The sequence below is a fragment of the Variovorax sp. GW821-FHT09B01 genome, assembly GCF_059418345.1.
Map to the genome: position 1 here is coordinate 1 of NZ_JBWKPQ010000048.1, position 19050 is coordinate 19050.

Below are 19050 nucleotides of genomic sequence, written 5' to 3' on the forward strand. Positions count from 1 at the left end.
TCCCGCGGAGGCGCTTAACGACTACCTAAAATCCGCCGCGTAATCCGTGTTGCGACGACCGGTTGAATCCACCCAATACACCAGCGAACACTTCCAGGAATTGCTCAAGGAGCAAGGCATCACCTGCAGCATGAGCCGCGCGGGCGAGGTCTGGGACAACTCGGCGATGGAGAGCTTCTTCAGCTCATTGAAGACCGAGCGCACGGCCAGGAAGGTGTACCGATCCAGGGAGCAGGCTCGTGCTGACGTGTTCGACTACATCGAACGGTTCTACAACCCGACGCGTCGTCATTCGACGCTCGGCTACGTCAGTCCGATAGAGTTCGAGAAAGCTCAAAAAGCTTAGGCCGGTGTCCACGAAACCGGCAGCAGCCCAATGAGGCGAAACATGCGGTCGATCTCTTGTAAAAGATCGGCTCATGTTCTTCGATGAAGCTTTGAGAAGGCTTTGGAGAAAGCGAAATTTGCTCAGTACGATGTATTTCGGCGAAACGCCTGCTTTGAGCAGCAAGCAATCGATAAACTGATTCATCAGTAACTTGCTCTGATATGCCAGCGGTGCGCCTTTGCTACCTCAAACATCGCATCCATACACCATGAATTTCAGGAATTCCGAATACCGTTTCAGTCCTTTGGTCATAGGACTGCATTGGCTGACCGTGCTTCTCATCATCGCGGTCTATGCGAGCATGGAGCTGCGCGGACTGGCACCCAAGGGCGCCTTGAGAGACGCCATGAAGTCCTTGCACTACCTGCTGGGCCTCAGCGTTCTGGTGATCGTCGTGATCCGTATCGGGGTGCGCATCCAGGCGGGCGTGAAGCCCGCGATCCAACCACCCATGCCACGCTGGCAGGCCACGCTCGCCGATGTCATGCACTATGCGCTCTACAGCTTCATGCTCGCCATGCCGCTGCTCGGATGGCTCACCTTGAGTGCGGCGGGCAAGCCGATTGTTCTGTTTGGCTTGCCCATTCCCTCTCTGATCGGCACCGACGTTGCTTTGTCGCGCCAACTCAAGGATGTCCATGAGGCGCTGGCGACATTGGGCTATGTCTTGATCGGATTGCATGCGATGGCGGCGCTGTTGCACCACTACGTCATGCGTGACAACACACTGGTTCGCATGCTTCCCGGTCGACGCCCCTGACCTACTGGCCTCAGGCTGCTTCATATGAATTCGAATCTCCAATGACCAAATTTCACCACCGCGCCCACCCTGAAAGTCACCGCACTGAACATATCGGATGGCTGCGCGCCGCTGTTCTGGGTGCCAATGACGGCATCATTTCCACGGCCAGCCTGGTTGCAGGCGTGGCTGCTGCCCATGCAAGCCATGCCAGCATCATGACCACGGCCATCGCGGGGTTGGTAGCCGGTGCCATGTCCATGGCTGCAGGCGAGTTCGTGTCGGTCTATTCACAAGCTGATACGGAGAAGGCGGATCTGGCGCGGGAACGTGATGAACTGGAAAACAGTCCGGAAGCAGAGCATCGGGAACTAACGGCCATCTATGTCCGGCGTGGCCTGGATCATCGACTCGCGGATCAGGTCGCCACGCAATTGATGGCGCATGATGCGTTGGGCGCGCACGCGCGCGATGAATTGGGCATTTCTGAAACCTTGAGCGCTCGCCCGCTGCAAGCCGCTATGGCGTCCGCTGGAAGCTTCGCCGTGGGTGCAGCCATGCCGCTGGCCGTGGTTCTGTTGGCGCCGGAGCAGAGCCTGCTCTATTGGACCGTCGCGACGGCGATTGTCTTCCTGGCCCTGCTCGGCGCTGCGGCTGCTGCCGTGGGTGGTACGCCGCTCTTCAAAAGTGCGCTGCGCGTCGCGTTCTGGGGCACATTTGCCATGGCGGTGACAGCGGGCGTGGGAGCCATGTTCGGCACTGCGGTGTAGATCTGTGTCAATGTCAGAGCAGCGGTGGCCAAGGGCCAAGCCGCGCGGACAGCCGACCGTTGTCCAGTGAGAACGCCAGCGGCAGGTCTATGGCATGCGCGAGCGCCAGAGCCAGTGCAAGTCCCAGCCCGGCGTGGTGCGCCGTGCCACCTTCGGAATCCTTGCGCCAGAAGCGAAGGCCGAATTGATCCAGATCGGATGCCTGCAAATTGGGAGCTGTGTTGACGATGGTCAACATCCAGCCGGAAGCCGCGCGCTCCAGCCGACATTGAATGTCGTCGCCTTCGGGCGCGTATTCGATGGCATTGCGCAAGAGGTTGGAGACGATGCGTTCGATCACGCCCTGATCGCTTTGCACCCATGCCGATTCAGGCAAAGTCACGCGGATGGGTGACTTAGGTGCCATTTGCTGGACGTTGAGTCCCGCCAGTAACTCTTGCAGCAAAGCTGTTAGATCCAGAGGATCCAGCGCCAGTGTGTGTTGACCGGACTCAAGCCGCGCCAACAACAGCAGAGTGTCCACACTGCGCTGCATGCGTGAACTGGCCTGGATCGTTGCATTCAGGGCGCGCTGGATTCGGGCCGGGTCGGCATCGATCAAAGCGCTTTCTGCGCTGATGCGGATTTCCGCCAGGGGCGTGCGCAACTCGTGGGCCACGTCGCGGGAGAAGCGGCGCTCGCGGACAATGGCCGCATACAGGTGATGCAAGCCCTGATTGAAGGCTTCGGCAAACGGGCGCAGTTCGCGGGGAAAGTCCGCTCCGATCCGCGCAATCGGCCGATCCGAACGCAGGTCGGCCAGTTGCACGCCGACGCGCTCCAGCATGACTACGATGCGCCGAACCATGAGAAGCGCCAGGCCTGTGGCCAGGAACGTCGCCAGCACGATGCCGCCCAGGAGCGTGAAGTGGATGCGCCGCTCGGTTTGATCCCAATCCCTGCGTTCTGTCGCCACGACCAGCAGCCGGGACTTTTCGCCAGCCACGGATATGCGCGTCGCCAGCGCGCGGCCCGCGTGGCCATCCGGGAGTGTCACGTCGTAATAGCGCGGGGTGCCTTGCTCCAGTGGCCCAAGTGCAAGCTCGGCCCCAGCACTGCTGGGCGAACGCAGCAAGGTCCGGTGGGTCTGCGAATCAAAGACCGTGAAGAACTCGGTATGCCCGCCAGGCTCGTATTCGGGCATGAGGCTTTCGAGCTTTCTCGCATCCAACTCCTGCAGCACGCGCCCCACCGCCGCTGATCGTTGCATCAGGGTGGTATCCATCCGTCGGTAGATTTCGTGGTCAATCCAGTAGTCGAGGACGGGAAACAGGATCGCGAAGGTTCCTCCAATGCAAATCACCAGGCTGGCAGCCAGCCGCCGCTGCAAGGACCAGGATCCGCCTTGACTCGCATCAGAAAGGGCTTCGGAATCGGGACGTACCATCGTTTAGGGCAGGATGTAGCCGAAGCCACGGCGTGTCACGATCAGTTCATCCAGGCCGCACTGGGCAAGCTTGGTTCGCAAGGTGCTGACGATCACCTCTACCACCTTGTCCGATGCATCGCTGCGGCTGTCGTACAAATGTTCAAAAATCTGCGGGCGCGACAGCGTGGCGCCGCGCCGACGCAGCAGCAAGTCGAGCAGTCCATATTCCTTCGGTGTGAGCCCAAGATCCATGCCCTTGAACCTTGCGGTGCGCGAGCGCGGATCGACCTCCAGATCGCCGTGGCGCAGAACTGGAACGTCCCGTTGCGGCGGACGCCGCACCAGCGCCCGCAGGCGAGCCAGCAGCTCGGCCAGCTCGAAGGGTTTTGTCAGGTAGTCATCGGCACCCGCATCCAAGGCCCGCACCCGGTCATCGAGCAGTTCGCGCGCGGAGAGCACCAACACCGGTGCGGTATGGGCCTCCCGGCTCAATGCGCGCAACACGCCAAAGCCGTCCAGCCGGGGCAGCATCAAGTCCAGAATGATGGCGTCGTACCGGTAGCTGGCAAGAAACTTCAGCGCGGACACGCCATCGGCTGCTGTATCGCAGGCATAGCCTTCCGACTGAAGGCTCTGGCTCAGGGCTTCGGCCAGCGTTTGCGAGTCTTCCACGATCAATATGCGCATTTGCTTTCTTCTATTCAGCGCATCTCGAAAAGCTCTTGGTGGAACGCTTCCGGCTCCAACCCCTGGGCCAGCAGATCGGCGCGCAACGCGCGGCCGAAGGCCGTGGGGCCGCAGAACCAGACGCTGGCGTCTTTCCAACCCGGCACCATGGCACGCAGGCGCTCACCCGTCAGGCGACCGTCTTTCTTGTCGATGAACAGGTGTAGCGCAACGCCGGCCGCCTGGCTGTCGGCGCGAAGCTTCTCGATGGCCTGCGGATCAGCGTCGCTCGTCGGATGGAACAAATCGACGGGGCGTGCGTCTTGGCCTTTGTGCTGCGCCAGATACTTCATGCGCGCAATGAATGGGGTGATGCCGATGCCGGCGCCGATCCAGATCTGGCGGGCACGCCCGTCGTCGAAAGTGAAGCAGCCGTAAGGCCCCTCGACCGTCACCCGGTCGCCAACTTGTAGGCGTTCCGGCAGCCGGCGGGTGTGGTCGCCCAGCGCCTTGGTGATGAAGGTGATGCGCCGGTTTTCCGGCACCCAAGCTGAGGCCAGCGTGTAGGGATGCGGGCCTTCTTTCGGGTTGGACATGGCGAAGGCAAACTGCCCGGGCCGGTGGCCGGGCCAGCCCGGCTCCATCCGCAGGGTGGTTTCCAGCACGTTCAGCGCAGGGTAGGTCTGCAGCGATTCGATGACACCGTGCGCGGTGCGCTGCGCACCGACCCGGCCCAGCAGTACCCACACCGCCGATACCGTGCCGCTCGCCAGCAGCATAGCCAAAGCCCAGCCCACGGGCTGCGCCCAATAGGAGAACTGCACAAGCACCAAGGTGTGGAAGGCCAGCACCAGGTAGATCGCTGCCATCCAGTGGTGTGTCTTGGCGAACGGCCGGTAGGGAAAGCGCTTAACCAAAGCCAGCACCAGTAGCACCGCGACGGCGTAGAAGGCCCATTCGCCCAAGTCCTCGGCCAGTCCGCGCCAGCCACGCAGCGCCGATTCAATGGAGCCCATTGAATCAGCCGCTGCGCGGGGCTTGCGCGCCGGGCGCGTCAGCCAGCCCCAGCCTACGGCCCACTTGGTACCCTGCGCCCACAGCCAGTGTACTGTCGCAGCGGCCAGAGCGGCGATGCCGAGCCACTTGTGCAGGCGGTACATCTTGTCCAGTCCGTTCAAGCTGGGCTCCAGCCACGCAGGGCGCGTGGCCAGCACCATCGCCACAGACATCGCGCCGATGGCCAGTACGCCGCTGTATTGAATCCATACCGTTCGCAGGGCGAAGTAGTTGGACTGTGCAGGCCAGAGCGTATCGGTAAAAAGCCATAGAGCGCTCAATGCCAGCGCAAAAAACCAGAACGTCCAAATTATTCTCTTCATCGTGGATTTGCCCCAAATTCTGCGGAAGGCGCATGCGGTACTGGTCTGAAGCCATCAATCCAGATACGCGATAGCGTGCCTTTGAATGTGGCCATGTATCCGAAATTACAGAAAATTTTAATTCTGGCATCCCAACCTTTGGTAATGCTTTGGATTGATCAACCATCAATAAATAGGATCTAATTTTTCCCACCGGCTTGTGGCATTACCTTGACTCAAGAAATGGTTGGCCCCCGATGCCGCCCAATCTCCCATGACACCGTGCCGCCGCGCACCGTCGCGGCAAGCTGCTGCCCCATTCGCTGCTCGATCACCGGTTTCCACGGCACCAGGCTGAACCCCATGCCGTCATCGAGCATCGCGTAGCGCCCGCTGGCCAGCATGACGGAGCGCCGGTAGATGCCAGCCACGCGCTGCCCATCGGCCACCGGCCGATGCTCCAGGCCGGTTTCCGCAGCGATGTCCTTGGCGGCCTGTGCCAGCTCCCGATTGCGTAGCGTGCCCAGCAGGTTGCGCGCCAAGATCACGCGCTGCCCGCGCCGCTCGGCCAGTCCCTGTTCGGCCAGGAAATCGGCGCGCTGCTGCATCGCCTGTTTGGCCTCTGCGCCAAAGCCCAGGTCGCCCAGGCCCGAGCCGCCGCCGATCAACTGCTGATCCAGCCAGGTCGCGCCAACGACTCGGGCCTGCCGCTCGATGGGCAGGTGCGATTTCAGCTCCACGGCCACACCGCTCAGGCGCTGCGCGTCGTAGCGGCGACCCTGTTCGGGCAGGTCGCCTGGCACCTTCCATAGCCCTTCGGCCACGCGCTCCACAATGCCGGCGCGGCGCAGGGCTTCGAGCCGGCGGATGTGGGCCGCGACGACTTCCTGCGGATCGCGGCCGGGCACGCCCTGACCCTGCGCGATGGCGAGGTGATGATCGGTGCGGTACAGCCCATCGCTCGCCAGCGCGGCGATGTTCCTGTCGGCCGCGCGCACGTCGGCCGATCCCTTCACCTCCACCACGGCGCCGGTCGGATAGTTCGCCAGCTCGTCGCGGGCGTTGAGCGCGACTTAGTGGGCCTTGCCGTCCACCCCGTCGATGACCAGATAGCCCCGGTCGCGCAGTTCGTCGGCCAGCCCCTTCGCGGCCACGCGGCCGAGGATGGTTCGGCCATCGTCACCCGGCTCGAATACCGCCAGCTCGCGCGGCTCGCCGCGCATGGCCCGCTGCATGGTGCGGACGATGTCGCCACGCTCGCCCAGCGCGCGCAGGGTCTTTTCCGCGTCGGCATGGACGGCCCAGGTGCCCGGCTGCATCTCGTCGGCGAGGCCCAGGCTCTGCAAGCGTTGCAGCCGGCCAACCAGCAACAGGCGCTGGCGTTGCAGTCGCGGCTCGTTGAAGCGTTCGATCTGCACTCGGCCGCCCTCGCCGGCCTCGCGTTGCAGGGTGCGATCCAGGCTCGTCCACCGCTCTTGATCCACCTCGCGCTGCAAGGTCTGCTGGATCTCCAGCTCGGTGCGCGGCCCCAGCCATTCGGTCGCCAGCTCGGCGGCGCGATGGCGGAAGCCATCGGCGATGTAGTCGCCCGCGATGATGAGGTCTTTGCCGGTGTCGTCGCGCCCGCGCACGACGATGTGCGTGTGCGGGTTGTCGGTGTTCCAGTGGTTGACGGCCACCCAATCGAGGCCCGTGCCCAGGTCGGCTTCCATGCGGCCCATGAGGTGCCGCGTGTAGGTGCGCAGGTCTTCGAGTTCCGCGCCATCCTCTGGCGAGAGAATGAAGCGGAAATGGTGCCGGTCATCGACGCAACGTTCCTTGAAGGCGTCGAGGTCAGCGGCATCGGTCTGCGGCCCATAGGCTTGGCCCGGTTCACCATCGCGGCCCACGCCATCGCGCTCGATGTAGCGCAGGTGCTTGGCGAGCGACTGCGGGCTGGCCTGGCGCTGGTTGACCAGCAGGGTCTTGATGGTCACGCGCCGCGATAAGGGCGTCAGCTGCGCCCCCGCGAAGCGCGCCGCTGTATGGCCGCGCCCCAGGCGTGAACCGGGCCGCTGGCCGGTGCCACGCGCCGATGCTTGACGGCGCACCGAGGACTTGCCGCCGCTGGCCTTGCCTGCCTGTTTGAGTACCTTGGAAACGAAGCTCTGGCTCTGGCCCTGGCCCCGGTTCTTCGGGGCGCTGGGGCACACCCGGAAATCGTCGTCGCGGCGGTCGGTCATGGCTGCGCTCCTTGCAAGCTCTGGCGTGTCCGGTCGTGCGAAGCACGCGGACATGCCTGCATCGGCGCGGGCCTCGCGCCCCACGCGGCACGGCGGCGAAGCCGCTGCGTGCCGCGCCACCCCCACGTGCAGACTGGCTTTCGACGCGGCGCAGTGCCGCGTCCTTTTGTCTTGCCTTCCGCCTTTGCCCCTCGCTGGCGCTCCGGGCAGCGGCGGCCCGGCGGCGCTGCTGCGCGAGCAGCCAGCGCGCCGGCGAACGCGGACACGGCCGCAGGCCGGGCGCGTTCGAGGCAAGACGCCTGCACGTTGGATGGCTGCGCCGAAGGCAACGCGAAGTGCGGCGCGAATGCGCTCGCACTGCACGCGCGACGACACGGCGACGAACGGCAGAACGACACGCCCGATGGCACGATGAGATGCACGGCGACGTGCAGCGAGTCGGCGGCCATCATGGGCGGGACTCCAGCCAGACCGGATGCGCGACGCCGATCACGGCGGATGCGCTGACCGGCCCGAAATACCGGCTGTCGAACGATGCAGGGTTGGTCACACTGAGCAAGAACAGTTCGCCGGGTTCAAGGCGGCGGCATTGCTGCCAGGATGGCAGAGGCCGGCCCCAGCGGTCGGCAGGCAGCACGGCGGCCGAAGGCACGCCGTCGATGCGGACAATGTCGCCAGCGATGCACACTTCCTGCGGCGCGACGGCGCCCACGCGCTTGAGCAGCGGCACGCGCGCCGGCAGGTAGCCGCGCTGCGCGGCCAGCGCGGCGGCATCTGGCGGCAGCGTGGTCAGGACGATGCTGCCCACGGACAAAGGACGTGGCAGCGAGTCGGTGCCGTGGCCCTGCGGATCGACGCGATACCAGCCGACCGCCACGCTGTCGGACGGGTTGTAGATCAGGCGCGGCAGCGGATGCACGAAGGACGCCCAGGCCGGCGCAGCGAGGCCGCAGGCGGACAGGCCCGCCAGCACGATGCGAGCGCGCAGGCGCGAGTGAGGACGCGGCGGAATGCCCGCTGCACCGGCAACGGCGGATGGAAGCGTCATGGCAGGGCCCTCCCGGTCAGCCAGGCGGCGTGCCGCTCGGCGGTGTATTCGGGCAGCGGCAGGCGCGCAGCGAGCCGGTTGGCGAGCGTGCGCCAGTACGCGGGCGAGGCACCGACAGGTGCGATGCCCAGCGCCTCGATGGCGTCGATGCGCTCCAGCACGGCGCGCACCTGATTCTCGCCCTCGGCGTGCAGCAGCAGGCGTGCGCCCGGCTGCACGCCGGGAATGCGCTGCGCCGCATCGAGCGGCGTGCAAGCCTGCATCACCATGAGCTGCCAGCGGATCGTGCCGTAGTCGTTGGCCTGCCAGCGGATGCGGCACAACATCGCGCCCGGCAGGAACACGGCGCAGCGCCGCCAGCGGTCGAGCTGGTGCGTGCGCGCAGGTTCGCCGAAGCGCAGGTAGAGCTTGAAGCGCGGTTCGATGTAGGCCAGTGCCACGCGCGTCAGCGGCGCCCTGGCAGGATGGCCGGAAGGAGCTGCGAGCGCAGCCGTAGCCGCGCCAGCGGCAGGCGAAGCGGATGCGGTCATGGGGTGTTCTCCCTGCGATGCTCGGGAAACTCCCGCTCCAGCAGGCCCCGCAGCAGATCGGCCACGGTCACGCCTTGCGTGAAGGCCGACACCTTGATGCGCGCGCGCAGCGCGGGCGTGATGTCGAGGGTCAGGCGGGCGGTGTAGAGGTCGCCCTTGTTGAGCGCATCGGCGTCGCCTTGGCGAATCCACGCCTCGGCGTGCGGATTCGCGGGCGGACGCGCGCCGATGCCGACGCGCTTTGCCGTGCGTCTGCTGTTCGGTGGCGGCTTCTCGGTCATGTCGGCCACCGCAGCAGTTCGTCCACCAGCGCGGTGATTTCACGCGCGGCGGCGCTGTCCGGCGCCGTCTCGCGTGCGAGCCGACCGGCGGCCACGCTGTCGGCGAAGACGATGCGCTGGCGAACCTCGGCGCGCAGCGCCGGCAGCGGTTGGTCGGCCAGCGACTGCCGCGCCTCGCGCCCGATGATCGTGGTGCTGACGCGCCGGTTGATGACGAAGGCCGCGCGCAGCGCAGGCCGGAACACCTGGGCCTCGCGGATCAGCGCCACCATCTCGGCGCTGGCCCACAGGTCGTAGGGGCTGGGTTGCACGGGGATCAGCACGCGCTCGGCCGCCAGCAGCGCGGAGCGCGCCAGTGCCGCGATGCGTGGCGGGCCGTCGATGACGACGTGATCGGCCCGCCTGGCGAGTTCTGGTGCTTCCTGATGCAGCGTTTCGCGTGCCAGGCCCACGGCGCTGAACAACCTTGGCAAACCCTGCTGGCTTCTGCGCTGTGTCCAGTCCAGCGATGAACCCTGCGGGTCGGCGTCCAGCAGGACGACGTGCTGGCCGCGCATCGCCAGCTCGCCGGCGATGTGTGTGGCGAGCGTGGTCTTGCCCACGCCGCCTTTCTGGTTGAGCAGAGCGACGATCATGGCGCGGCCCTCCATGCTGGAAAGCCTTGCATTGATCGGCCTGCAAAACCTGTCGGCTGGTGGCTGGTTTTGCCTGCCGTTTGTGGCCGCGTGGTGGTTGTCCACCGCAGCGGCGTTTCCCTACTAAAAGTTAGAGAAATTAAGTTAGGGAAGTTAGAGGACGCGCAATCCCAATGCTGGCGCGGGTTTGCGGCCGATTTTGTTGCCTGATAGCACGAGGATTCGTTGCCTGATAGCACGATACCTTTGTTGCCTGATAGCACGAGCCCATCCACAGGCTTTGCCGTAGTTATCCCCGTGCCGTTTGCGGCACGGGCCGGAACGTCAGCAGCGGCGAGGAAATCCCGGATACGTACTCGATTCCCAACTGGTAGCCGGGCAAGGTTTGCCGCGCCACCAGCGCCCGCAGGTCGGCGGCGAAGTCGTAGTACCGCGCCACGCTGCCCGATTTGCGATACAGGTGCTGGAAATCGAACTGCCAGCCGCCCGGCTGCCGTCCACCATGCTTGCGCACCAGGCGGTACAGCCATCGCTCGATGCCACCCGTCAGCCGGAAGTACGCCGGGTCGATGGTCAGCACCAGTGCCGCATCCAGCACGCCCCCATAGAACCAGTCCGGCAGGATCAGTTCGATGCCCAGCGGCGTACCGCTGGCATCGGCCAGCTCCTTCCACTCGTTGATCCACGAGAAGCGGTGCAGGCGCCGCCCGGTCGTCTCGCGAATGGACGTGGCCACCGTGGTCGATTGCAGGCGGTCCAAGGCCGCTTTGAGGCGCTGGTAGTCGCGCAGCGACGTACCGCGCCCGATGAAGCGCAGGATCTCGTAGGGCGTTGCCTGCATGAGTCGTGACGCGCGCAGCCCCGCGTCGCGGGCTTCCACGATCTGCGAGGCCGCCCAGATCAGCACGTCCGCGTCCCAGATCGTGGCGATGCCGTGTTCCTGCGTGCCCTCCACGCGGATCGTGATGCCGCTGGCGCGGAAGTCGATCGGCGCCGTGCGCCGCGACTTCGCCAGCGAGAAGAACGGAAAGGCCATCAAATCCTGGCTGTCGCGCGGCGCCATGTCGCCCGGCAGGGCGCGGAACAGATCGAGCTGTTCGCGTTCCTGCGAGGGTTTGGACATGGCGAAGCCCACCCGCGCACCGCCGATCAGCGCGCACGGCTGTCCGCCGCATGGTGCTCGGCGTACTCGGGATCGGAAGTGGTCTCGAAGCTGCGGTCGGCCGCCCAGGCATCGAGGTCGGCCACGGCGTACATGACGCGCCGGCCGAACTTGCGAAAGCGCGGGCCGCCGCCGATCACGCGCTGCTTCTCCAGCGTGCGCGGCGACAGCCGCAGGTACTCGGCGGCTTCGTCGTTGGTGAGATAACGCTGCGGCTGCGCGGCAGCGGTCGAGACAGTGGCGGCAGGCCGCAAGGGAGCGGGACGCATGGTGTGAACCTCCATCGGTTTTGAAGCTCCGGCCACACAGCGCAACCGGATGGAGGCAGTCTCAGAAAACGAAGCTCTCCTGCTCAGGGACGTTTTGCGTCCCCTTCAAAACGTCCCTTCTCAAACGGCGGAAGCTGTGCTAGTCGGCGGTAGCCGCCGCGCATCAACGCATCGCCGCGCCGTGCCAGACGCCGCACGCGGGCGCGCAGGTCGCCATCGGCGTGCCAGTCAGCGGCCACGGTATCTGCACCGAACAGTCCTTCGGCCACCTCGCGCAAGGACGCGCCCGCCAGGGTCGCGTCAAGCGCCTGTAGGGTGTGCAACTCCAGCAGCGCGGCAGGCGTTGGCCTGGGCTTGGTATCGGCCAGGGCTGCGCCAGGCACATGACCGCGCGCAGGTGCGGTAGCGCCGCCGCGATGGGCATAGGCCACGGCCATGCCGTCTTCCAGGCCATGCGCCAGCACGAAGCGCAGGCACTGGCCGGGGCGGAGCGCGATCAGCGCCAGCCCTTTGCCGTCATGCAGCAGCTGCTTGTGGCCGGGGATACGCCAGAACGCGAAGGTCACAGCGTCGGACGGCGGATCGGCATCGGGATAGAGCTGCACCACGCCGGCATGGCCGGGCAGCCAAGCCGGATGCGCGTCGCGCGCATCCAAGGCCGGGTCTTCCAACAGGCGCAAGCCCCAGCGATGCGCCGCCTGCTGTGCGGCTTGTGGCCGGCGATGCTGGCGCAGCCAGTCGAGCCGGTAATCGGGATGACGGCGCAGGTACTCCCAGGCCAGCGCGAGCGCATCCAGCCACAAGACGTAGAGGTAGGCGGCGGTGGGATACCAGTGCGCAAGATGGTGAGGATCGACCATGACGAAAGCTCCTGTCGAATTCAGGAACGCCGCCACGGCGAGAAACGCGGAGCTATCGCATCAAGGTCAAAACATCATCAGAATCGGGGCAGGCTGTAACCATTGGTAGTCAAGACCGATGGGCTCCGGTGCATTGCGAAATCCGTCCGAATGCGACGGCCGCATGAGCCAAAAAATGTCACGGCGGCACAAAACACCATGCCGCAAGCCGCGTGAAAGATCGTGACTTTTTCAAGCAGAAGCGCAGGGCTTGGATGCATGAGTGCCAATTGAGACTTGGCGAGTCTGGAATAAGACTGAAATAGTCTCAATACGCCCGGTTTCGCCGGTGCGTGGGCGGTTCAATCGACGATGGAACCGTTCTCTTGCGCCAGCCGCAGATATTCCGACAGCGGGCGCACCGCCTGGAAATACCGATCCCGCATCACGGGCAACTTGTTCGGCCCGACGATGGACGCGAGGTCGGACAGCTTCACGCGGCCCAGCTCGGGCATGCTGATTCCCAGGTCGATCAGGCCGTAGGCCGTATCGCCGTCAGTGGGATCGAGCGCGGTGAGCAGCCAGGTGGCGTGCGCGTCGGGCGTGAACAGCCGCACGACCGGCAACGGGTCGTTCGGTTCGCCAGTGGCAGCAAGCCACCCGTTCACCAGCAGCGCGGCGCGCTGTTCATCGGTGACAAGGGGAGCGTTCATCACGGTATTCCTGCTTCAACATGGGAGTGCCCAGCCGGTTTTGCGTTTCCACGTCGAAGCGCGGAGGCGTATTCCACCCAAGCCGTGGAAGTACGGAAGCGCAAAAGCGGAATTGTAGAAATCTGGAAAGACACGATGGCGGTTCTCCGGTTTTGGCGGAATCCGCAAAAGCGGATTTCCGTAAAAGCACGAATACGGCCAATGGCATGAAAGAGTTAAAGATAACGTGGTTTTAATTGTGCTGCGACTTGACGCTTCTGTCCATGCAGAAGCGATCCGTTCAGCGCGGCCGACCGGCCGGCTCCACCACCCATGACGCCGAGTTGGCTCACGCCTTCGGCGCGGCGGTGCGTGCGCTGCGGATGGAGCGCGGCATCGCGCAGGAATCACTGGCGCACCTGGCTGGCGTCGAGCGTTCCCACATGGGCAAGGTCGAGCGCGGCGAGCACATGCCCACGCTGGCCATCATCTTCAAGATCGCCAGCGCGCTTGAATGCAGCACGGCGGTGCTGATGACCGCGACGGAAGGCCAGCTCACAGCGGCGCAGCCGTAGGCGCTGGCCGGGCCGATCCGGCGCACGCCGGTTCGGCGGCATCGAGGGGCGCCAAGCCCTGCGCGGCGGGGATAGCCCGCAGGGCTTTCCCCCGGAGGCAAGCGGAGCGCGCAGCGCCGCAGGCGCGAAGGCGTGAGGGATTGGAGCCGAATGGCCGTGACGGCGAAGTCGGCACGGGGCGCAGCCCGAAAAGCCCGGCGGTGCAAGGCACCGACACGCCCGGCCATTCCTGCAGCCTCAGACTCACCACATCCAGACAGAAGCAGCCCAACAGTGAGAGCACGCTCCCGCAATGATTGGGCTTCCATGCAGCGCTGCGAAAGCAGCACAGCGCCCCGCCGCAGTGGGCGGGGCGTTGCGGCCGTCAGGCCGCCTGGGGCTTGCTGCGCGACCAGATCAGCGTGTGCGTGCCGTCCTCTTCCTCGATCAGCCGGGCATAGACCGTTGCCGGGAACGAAGGATCGTCGAGGGTCACGGACACGTAGGGCCGCTCGGCCTTGCTGACTTTCTTCCACGCCGCGCCGATGTCGAAGCCCGCCGCCTGCACGCGGTAATCGGGGGCGTGTTCGTTGTCCCCCTTGTCATTGGGAACCAGCTTGGCCTTGACGTTGAGGGTCAGGGTGCGCAGCGCGCCGGTGAAGCCGTCTTTGTCCGCGGTGAAGGTGCCGATGGTTGCCATGATGAATCTCCTTACGGTTGAACAAGGTTCGCGCCCATCGCGTCCTTGTTGTGATCCGGACGGCGGGGGACGGGCTGGCTGCACCGCTTGCGGCCGCAACGCAGTGGAGGGCCGGGAGGCGACAACAATTTGTCCCGCGAGGAATGCGCCGAACGCAGTGACAAAGCAGGGGAAACTGTTTTCGCCGGACGGTTGCAGCCATGAAGCCCGAGGCGCAGCCGCGCCACCGCCAGGATTCACAACAACACAAGGACGCCTTGGGCCGCCCCCTCCCAATCCGAAAGGAGACATGGCCGACTCGGCATCCCTGCGCAAAGGTTTCACCGGCACGCCCCCTGACATGAAGCCAAGGCCCATCCCCAACGACAGGAGGAATGCGCCCCTGCACCTTGCGGCGGCCCTGCTGCAAGCGCGGTGCGGAAGCTCCCCACAAGGCCGGGCGGCGTGTCCGTGAACCATCCTTCGTGACACACGCAGACAACGAACTGCCAGCGTCGGGGACGGCACGCTTTCGTACAACCTGCCGCAGCAAGCCCAAGCGCATCAGCCACGCCATGTCCGCTGCGACGGGGCGCTGGCCGGGCCGATCCGGCGCAGCCGGTTCGGCGGCATCGAGGGGCGCCAAGCATCGCGCGGCGGGGATAGCCCGCAGGGCTTTCCCCTGGAGGCAAGCGCAGTGCGCAGCGCCGCAGGCGCGAAGGCGTGAGGGATTGAAGCCGAATGGCCGTGACGGCAAAGACGGCACGGGGCGCAGCCCGAAAGCCCGGCGGCGCATTGCGCCGACACGCTCTACCATGATGGGCATGAACAGCGATGGCCCAAAACCAGGGAGCACCGATGGAAGAAAAGTTCATCCATGAGTTCTTCAAGCGATACCAGGACTTCTTCCGCCAAGGCCTGAAAAACGAAGCGGACATGGAGCAAGTCGCCTCGTCCTATGCCACAGCTTTCATCGCTGCCTCGCCGGCCGGTGTCATGGCCGGCCAGAACGACAAGCAACTGAAACAGGTCATGAGCCAAGGATTCGAGCGTTACCGCCAGCTCGGCAAAAAGGATATGGTTCTGCGCGGTGTTCGCATCGACCCCATCGACGAACACCATTGCCTTGCACACGTCGCCTGGACGGCGACCTATGACCGGGGCGCAACCTCGGACGTGTCCATCGACTTCGACGTTCACTACCTCGTGCAGCAGCTTGACGGCGAACCCAAGATATTCGGCTGGGTATCAGGCGATGAACAGGCGCTGTTGAGGCAGCACGGCATCGTCTGACGCCGCCGCGAAGGCGGCGGCGCTCTGAACCGGCTGTTGGCCTTCAACACCGGGCGCGGCCACTGCCGCGCCCGGATTTTTGAATCCACCGGCCCCAGCGCGAAACGCTGGGGCCAGTGCCGGCGTCATTCCTTCGTCTCGATGAGCCACCACACGGCACGCGGCAAGGTGCGGCCCGTGATGGGATGAATGTCGGTGAGGTCAGCGCGGGCCGTCCAGCCCGAAGGCGGATGGTAGCCGCGCACGTCGCCTGCGCCGTGCCAGCGGCGGGCGCGCACCGTGCCGGGGCCATAGATCGCCACCATGCGCGGGGGGGGTCGTGGTATGGTTCATGGAGCTTCTCCTTCCTGCGAAGCGCCCCGGTTGAAGCCGGGGCGCTTGCCTTCGGCGCGGGTCAAGCGGCCAGCGCCACGGCGGGTTCATCCGCCATTGCCTCGGCATCCTGCGGGGCGTCCTGCTCCGGGCCTTCTTCCTGCGCGCTTTCCTGCGCTGCCTGCTGCGGGCCTTCGGCCTTGAAGATGGCGGGCATCCAGCCCGTGCCATCCGCCAGCCGTTCGGCCTCGCTGGCAATGTCGGCCTTCTTCAACTTCGCCAGCCGGGTGACGTGCTCCGGCGCGTACTCGCCCACGGCATCCAGAATCACGGCCTTGGAAACGTGCTTGAAGTAGCCTTCTGCGGTCGGCGTCCACCATGCGGCCATGTCGAAGCCCACGGCCTGCGCCAGTTCCCCGCCGGGCTGGCGCTGCGTGGTGCGAAGCGTTACCACGTCCACCGTGGAGGCCACGCATACCGCCAGCAGCCGCACCAGTTCATCTTGCGGCTTCGCCAGCAGCGCGGCGAACAGTTCGGCGCTGTCCTCCGGCAAGGCTTCGCCCACCACCTGTTGCAGTTCGCGCAGCGCCACGGCCGCAGGGGATTCCGGCCAGTCCGGGGCCATGCCTTCCAGCCGGTCTTGCACTTTCAGGCTTACTCCCAGCGGTAAGCCGTGGCCGTAGTGGCGTTCCTGCAAGACGGTCTGCACCATGCTATGCACCACAGCAGCCAACGCGGTTTGCGGATGCCGGGCGACTTCGATTTGCAGCGCGGCGGTACGGTGGGCGCTCAACCGCTGCGCCAGCCGATCGGACATGGCGGCGGTCTTGGGCTGCTCGTCGTCCTCAGTTTCGTTGCCGCTCTCGGCTTCGCCTTCCACGCTGCCGAAACCTTGGCGCAGCTTCTCCAGCGTGCGAAGTGCTTTCGCTTCCGCTTCGCGCAGCAGCCCACGATGAACCACGGCCTCACCGTTGCGGTCGATGGTGACGATGGCACCGGCTGCGGCCTTCACGCTCGGGGCATACCCTTGCAAACCATCTTCCATTGCCTGCAACTGCTCGCCCAAGGCTTCTCCTTCCTCCTGCAAGGCGTCTGCCTTGTCCTCGTCCTCGGCGTCCATTGCGGCATCCACCGCTTCGCCAGTTCGTGCATCTTGGCTTGCAGCTTTTCGATGCGCTGCGCCTCACGCTTGTTCGGCTCGCGCCGTTCCCTCGGCGCACGCTGAAAAGCGTGCAGATCGGTATGGGTCACGCCCGGCGTGGCATCCACCCATGCCCAACCCTCGGCGCGGACAGCGGCGGCGATGCCTGCCAGCCGGTCTTGCGCCAGCCGTTCCAACAGCGCGGCGTCGGCGAGATACACGCCCGTATCGCCTTCCGCGAACAGGTCACGGCGCACGCCACCGCCTGCGGCCTCGTAGGTGTCCAGCCCGACGAAGCGCACCAGCGGATGCCGGTAGGCGTCGATTTCCCGCTCGGTCAGGCGTTCGCGCAGCGCGGAGGGGCCGCGCTGCCATGTCGGCGCGTCGTAGAAGGCGCTTTCCTGCGCGGCGTGGTCGTCGGTGATGGACAGCGCCATCAACTGGTCAAGGCTCACGGCATCGGCCCGATAGTCGGCCATCAAGCGCGGCGAAACATTCGCCAGCTTCAAGCGGCGCTGCACCACCAGCGGCGTGACGGAGAAATCCGCCGCAATGTCCTCGATGGGGCGGCCTTCGGCCACCAGCGCCGCGAAGGCTTCAAACTGGTCTGCCGGGTGCATGGCTTCGCGCTGCACGTTCTCGGTGAGACTGGCGGTGCGGGCCGTGCCATCGGCCACCAGCAGGCAAGGCACCGCCCACTCCTTCGGGATGCGGTGTTTCTTCGCCAGCAGCTTGAGGGCTGCGAGGCGACGGCCACCGGCCACGACTTCGTAATGCTCGCCATCGGCGGATGCAATCACGATCAGATTTTGCAGCAAGCCCACGCGCTGAATGCTCGCGGCCAGTTCGTGGATGGACATGTGCGGGGTCTTGCGCACATTGCGACCCGTGGGGCGCAGCACCAGCCGCGACAGCGGAACCAGAATCAGGTTCTTGGTCGGGTCGGCGGCTTCCAGCGCAGGGGCTTGGATGGCACGGGCTTCGGTTTGGGTAACGGCGTTCATGGTGTATCTCCAGTCAAGTGAAACAAAGGAATGGAGGGGAACCGCCCCTCCGGCGGGGGAACGGCTCAAGCCTTGAGCTGGCGCATGCCATCGGCCAGCAGCCACAGGGCGCGATTGAGGCGCACATCGGAATCAATGCCCTGCACGGGGCGGGTGCGCTGGCGGCGTCCGTTGGCGCTGCGGCCATGCAATCCGCCCTTGGTCAAGTTCTCCTGCGTGCGGTTGAACACGCTCCACAGGTCGGGACGGCGGTCGTCGAACCGGCGCGGTATCAAGATTTGCGATTCGGTGATGGGCGCGGGCTTGTCCGGGTCGTCGTACTTGAGGGAAAGCGCGGCGCGGGCGAACACTTCGGATTCGCCATCGTCCAAGGTGATGCCGCGCATCAGGTCGCGGGATTCCTTCACGCGCTCGAAGCCGCTCAACACCTCGAAAGCGCCTTCGATAACGGAACCGGCCACGTCGCCTTTGTGGGGTACGCGCACGTCCGCCACGGTGTCGCCGCAAACAAGGCCATTGCTGCACACGAAACGGAACATTCCGGCCAGCATCTGATAGCTGCTGGTGCCGTCGTGCGAGTTCAGCAGCACGATTTCGTTAGCCTCTGCGCCGTTGATCTGGCTGGCGTGGCGCAGGCGAATCATGTGTTTGGTGTGTTCGCGCTTGCCTTCATCGCGCACGCGGGTCTGCGTCACCATGAAGGGCTGAAACCCCTCCTTGCGCAGCTCGGTCAGCACGGCTGCGGTGGGGATGTAGCTGTACCGCTCGGAACGGCTTTCATGTGGCGCGTCCGCGAAGATGGACGGGGCCACCCTACGAATCTGGTCATCGGACAGCGGGTAGTCGCTGCGCAATGCTGGGGAGTGGGAAGCGAAACGGGTTGCAAGCATGTCTTTCTCCTGACTTGGCTGTTGAAGAAACCGCACACCGGATTCCTAGATTCGGAGCCCAGCCTTTCGGCTGTTCGGTGCGGTCGGCACGAAGAACCCGGTTGGCCCTGTTGCCACCGTCTTTCCTGAGTTCATCGCCCGCGACGGTCAGGAGCGCGCGGACGGGGGCC

General features: G+C 65.3%; 18 protein-coding genes and 3 pseudogenes. 5 read left to right on the forward strand and 16 right to left on the reverse strand.

The genetic code is table 11. The features are described from left to right. Positions 1-70: 70 nt before the first annotated feature. The 3 genes and pseudogenes from AC07RV_RS45430 to AC07RV_RS45440 all read left to right on the forward strand — a co-directional run. Positions 71-346: pseudogene (locus AC07RV_RS45430) on the forward strand (integrase core domain-containing protein); the annotation flags it as partial. A gap of 250 nt (positions 347-596) precedes the next feature. Beyond that, positions 597-1148: a cytochrome b gene (locus AC07RV_RS45435; RefSeq protein WP_492716564.1), complete on the forward strand. Its 552-nt coding sequence runs from the start codon at positions 597-599 to the stop codon at positions 1146-1148. A gap of 41 nt (positions 1149-1189) precedes the next feature. Next, positions 1190-1897, forward strand: coding sequence for a VIT1/CCC1 transporter family protein (locus AC07RV_RS45440; protein ID WP_164170537.1), 708 nt, complete (start codon positions 1190-1192; stop codon positions 1895-1897). 13 nt (positions 1898-1910) lie between these two features. Here AC07RV_RS45440 and AC07RV_RS45445 read toward each other — a convergent pair whose 3' ends face one another. From AC07RV_RS45445 to AC07RV_RS45500, 12 genes and pseudogenes are all read right to left on the reverse strand, one after another. After that, positions 1911-3323, reverse strand: a complete 1413-nt coding sequence (locus AC07RV_RS45445) for a sensor histidine kinase (RefSeq protein WP_492716561.1) — start codon at positions 3321-3323, stop codon at positions 1911-1913. A 3-nt stretch (positions 3324-3326) separates the two neighbouring features. After that, a complete protein-coding gene (locus AC07RV_RS45450; protein ID WP_021028156.1) occupies positions 3327-3992 on the reverse strand; it encodes a response regulator transcription factor in 666 nt (221 codons plus the stop codon). 14 nt (positions 3993-4006) lie between these two features. After that, positions 4007-5350, reverse strand: a complete 1344-nt coding sequence (locus AC07RV_RS45455) for a ferredoxin reductase family protein (RefSeq protein ID WP_492716558.1) — start codon at positions 5348-5350, stop codon at positions 4007-4009. A 215-nt stretch (positions 5351-5565) separates the two neighbouring features. After that, positions 5566-7551: pseudogene (locus tag AC07RV_RS45460) on the reverse strand (relaxase/mobilization nuclease domain-containing protein). Between the two features lie 448 nt (positions 7552-7999). Further along, on the reverse strand, positions 8000-8599 hold the full coding sequence (locus AC07RV_RS45465) for a S26 family signal peptidase (protein WP_296787190.1): 600 nt from the start codon (positions 8597-8599) through the stop codon (positions 8000-8002). Then, positions 8596-9129, reverse strand: coding sequence for a DUF2840 domain-containing protein (locus tag AC07RV_RS45470; protein ID WP_043371986.1), 534 nt, complete (start codon positions 9127-9129; stop codon positions 8596-8598). Before AC07RV_RS45470 ends, AC07RV_RS45465 begins: the two co-directional genes overlap by 4 nt. Then, on the reverse strand, positions 9126-9410 hold the full coding sequence (locus AC07RV_RS45475) for a hypothetical protein (protein ID WP_043376321.1): 285 nt from the start codon (positions 9408-9410) through the stop codon (positions 9126-9128). Before AC07RV_RS45475 ends, AC07RV_RS45470 begins: the two co-directional genes overlap by 4 nt. After that, entirely contained in the window at positions 9407-10045 is a 639-nt protein-coding gene (parA, locus tag AC07RV_RS45480) for a ParA family partition ATPase (RefSeq protein WP_043376318.1), read from the reverse strand. Before parA ends, AC07RV_RS45475 begins: the two co-directional genes overlap by 4 nt. A 289-nt stretch (positions 10046-10334) precedes the next feature. Next, positions 10335-11168 carry a replication initiator protein A gene (locus AC07RV_RS45485; protein WP_154163145.1) on the reverse strand — a complete coding sequence of 278 codons (834 nt, stop codon included), beginning with the start codon at positions 11166-11168 and terminating at the stop codon, positions 10335-10337. Positions 11169-11194: 26 nt separating this feature from the next. Beyond that, positions 11195-11476 (reverse strand): helix-turn-helix transcriptional regulator, encoded by a 282-nt coding sequence (locus AC07RV_RS45490; protein WP_043376313.1) that lies wholly within the window; start codon positions 11474-11476, stop codon positions 11195-11197. Between the two features lie 83 nt (positions 11477-11559). Further along, positions 11560-12336 carry a DUF2285 domain-containing protein gene (locus tag AC07RV_RS45495; RefSeq protein ID WP_043371984.1) on the reverse strand — a complete coding sequence of 259 codons (777 nt, stop codon included), beginning with the start codon at positions 12334-12336 and terminating at the stop codon, positions 11560-11562. A 341-nt stretch (positions 12337-12677) separates the two neighbouring features. Then, positions 12678-13028 (reverse strand): DUF2958 domain-containing protein, encoded by a 351-nt coding sequence (locus AC07RV_RS45500; protein WP_043371981.1) that lies wholly within the window; start codon positions 13026-13028, stop codon positions 12678-12680. Between the two features lie 263 nt (positions 13029-13291). On the opposite strand from AC07RV_RS45500, the gene AC07RV_RS45505 reads away from it, so the two are divergent. After that, positions 13292-13582, forward strand: a complete 291-nt coding sequence (locus AC07RV_RS45505) for a helix-turn-helix domain-containing protein (protein WP_043376311.1) — start codon at positions 13292-13294, stop codon at positions 13580-13582. A gap of 364 nt (positions 13583-13946) precedes the next feature. Here AC07RV_RS45505 and AC07RV_RS45510 read toward each other — a convergent pair whose 3' ends face one another. Next, complete coding sequence (locus AC07RV_RS45510; RefSeq protein WP_183027586.1) at positions 13947-14261, reverse strand: DUF736 domain-containing protein; 315 nt, start codon at positions 14259-14261, stop codon at positions 13947-13949. Positions 14262-15098: 837 nt separating this feature from the next. Here AC07RV_RS45510 and AC07RV_RS45515 point away from each other — a divergent pair. Next, entirely contained in the window at positions 15099-15533 is a 435-nt protein-coding gene (locus tag AC07RV_RS45515; RefSeq protein ID WP_043376309.1) for a DUF6841 family protein, read from the forward strand. Between the two features lie 125 nt (positions 15534-15658). Here the strand turns inward: AC07RV_RS45515 and AC07RV_RS45520 are convergent, their stop codons facing one another. The 3 genes and pseudogenes from AC07RV_RS45520 to AC07RV_RS45530 form a co-directional block, all read right to left on the reverse strand. After that, the gene (locus AC07RV_RS45520; RefSeq protein ID WP_043371977.1) at positions 15659-15838 is read right to left on the reverse strand and encodes a hypothetical protein; all 180 of its coding nucleotides are present in this window, start codon (positions 15836-15838) and stop codon (positions 15659-15661) included. A gap of 89 nt (positions 15839-15927) precedes the next feature. Further along, positions 15928-17990 (reverse strand): annotated as a pseudogene (locus AC07RV_RS45525) (ParB/RepB/Spo0J family partition protein). Positions 17991-18055: 65 nt separating this feature from the next. After that, positions 18056-18880 carry a DUF932 domain-containing protein gene (locus tag AC07RV_RS45530; protein ID WP_043371975.1) on the reverse strand — a complete coding sequence of 275 codons (825 nt, stop codon included), beginning with the start codon at positions 18878-18880 and terminating at the stop codon, positions 18056-18058. Positions 18881-19050 lie beyond the last annotated feature (170 nt).

Excerpts from the sequence above, each read along its gene's own strand:
- AC07RV_RS45435 (WP_492716564.1), top strand. The coding sequence starts at position 597 with ATGAATTTCAGGAATTCCGAATACCGTTTCAGTCCTTTGGTCATAGGA.
- AC07RV_RS45440 (WP_164170537.1), top strand. The coding sequence starts at position 1,190 with ATGACCAAATTTCACCACCGCGCCCACCCTGAAAGTCACCGCACTGAA.
- AC07RV_RS45445 (WP_492716561.1), bottom strand. The coding sequence starts at position 3,323 with ATGGTACGTCCCGATTCCGAAGCCCTTTCTGATGCGAGTCAAGGCGGA.
- AC07RV_RS45450 (WP_021028156.1), bottom strand. The coding sequence starts at position 3,992 with ATGCGCATATTGATCGTGGAAGACTCGCAAACGCTGGCCGAAGCCCTG.
- AC07RV_RS45455 (WP_492716558.1), bottom strand. The coding sequence starts at position 5,350 with ATGAAGAGAATAATTTGGACGTTCTGGTTTTTTGCGCTGGCATTGAGC.
- AC07RV_RS45465 (WP_296787190.1), bottom strand. The coding sequence starts at position 8,599 with ATGACGCTTCCATCCGCCGTTGCCGGTGCAGCGGGCATTCCGCCGCGT.
- AC07RV_RS45470 (WP_043371986.1), bottom strand. The coding sequence starts at position 9,129 with ATGACCGCATCCGCTTCGCCTGCCGCTGGCGCGGCTACGGCTGCGCTC.
- AC07RV_RS45475 (WP_043376321.1), bottom strand. The coding sequence starts at position 9,410 with ATGACCGAGAAGCCGCCACCGAACAGCAGACGCACGGCAAAGCGCGTC.
- parA (WP_043376318.1), bottom strand. The coding sequence starts at position 10,045 with ATGATCGTCGCTCTGCTCAACCAGAAAGGCGGCGTGGGCAAGACCACG.
- AC07RV_RS45485 (WP_154163145.1), bottom strand. The coding sequence starts at position 11,168 with ATGTCCAAACCCTCGCAGGAACGCGAACAGCTCGATCTGTTCCGCGCC.
- AC07RV_RS45490 (WP_043376313.1), bottom strand. The coding sequence starts at position 11,476 with ATGCGTCCCGCTCCCTTGCGGCCTGCCGCCACTGTCTCGACCGCTGCC.
- AC07RV_RS45495 (WP_043371984.1), bottom strand. The coding sequence starts at position 12,336 with ATGGTCGATCCTCACCATCTTGCGCACTGGTATCCCACCGCCGCCTAC.
- AC07RV_RS45500 (WP_043371981.1), bottom strand. The coding sequence starts at position 13,028 with ATGAACGCTCCCCTTGTCACCGATGAACAGCGCGCCGCGCTGCTGGTG.
- AC07RV_RS45505 (WP_043376311.1), top strand. The coding sequence starts at position 13,292 with ATGCAGAAGCGATCCGTTCAGCGCGGCCGACCGGCCGGCTCCACCACC.
- AC07RV_RS45510 (WP_183027586.1), bottom strand. The coding sequence starts at position 14,261 with ATGGCAACCATCGGCACCTTCACCGCGGACAAAGACGGCTTCACCGGC.
- AC07RV_RS45515 (WP_043376309.1), top strand. The coding sequence starts at position 15,099 with ATGGAAGAAAAGTTCATCCATGAGTTCTTCAAGCGATACCAGGACTTC.
- AC07RV_RS45520 (WP_043371977.1), bottom strand. The coding sequence starts at position 15,838 with ATGGTGGCGATCTATGGCCCCGGCACGGTGCGCGCCCGCCGCTGGCAC.
- AC07RV_RS45530 (WP_043371975.1), bottom strand. The coding sequence starts at position 18,880 with ATGCTTGCAACCCGTTTCGCTTCCCACTCCCCAGCATTGCGCAGCGAC.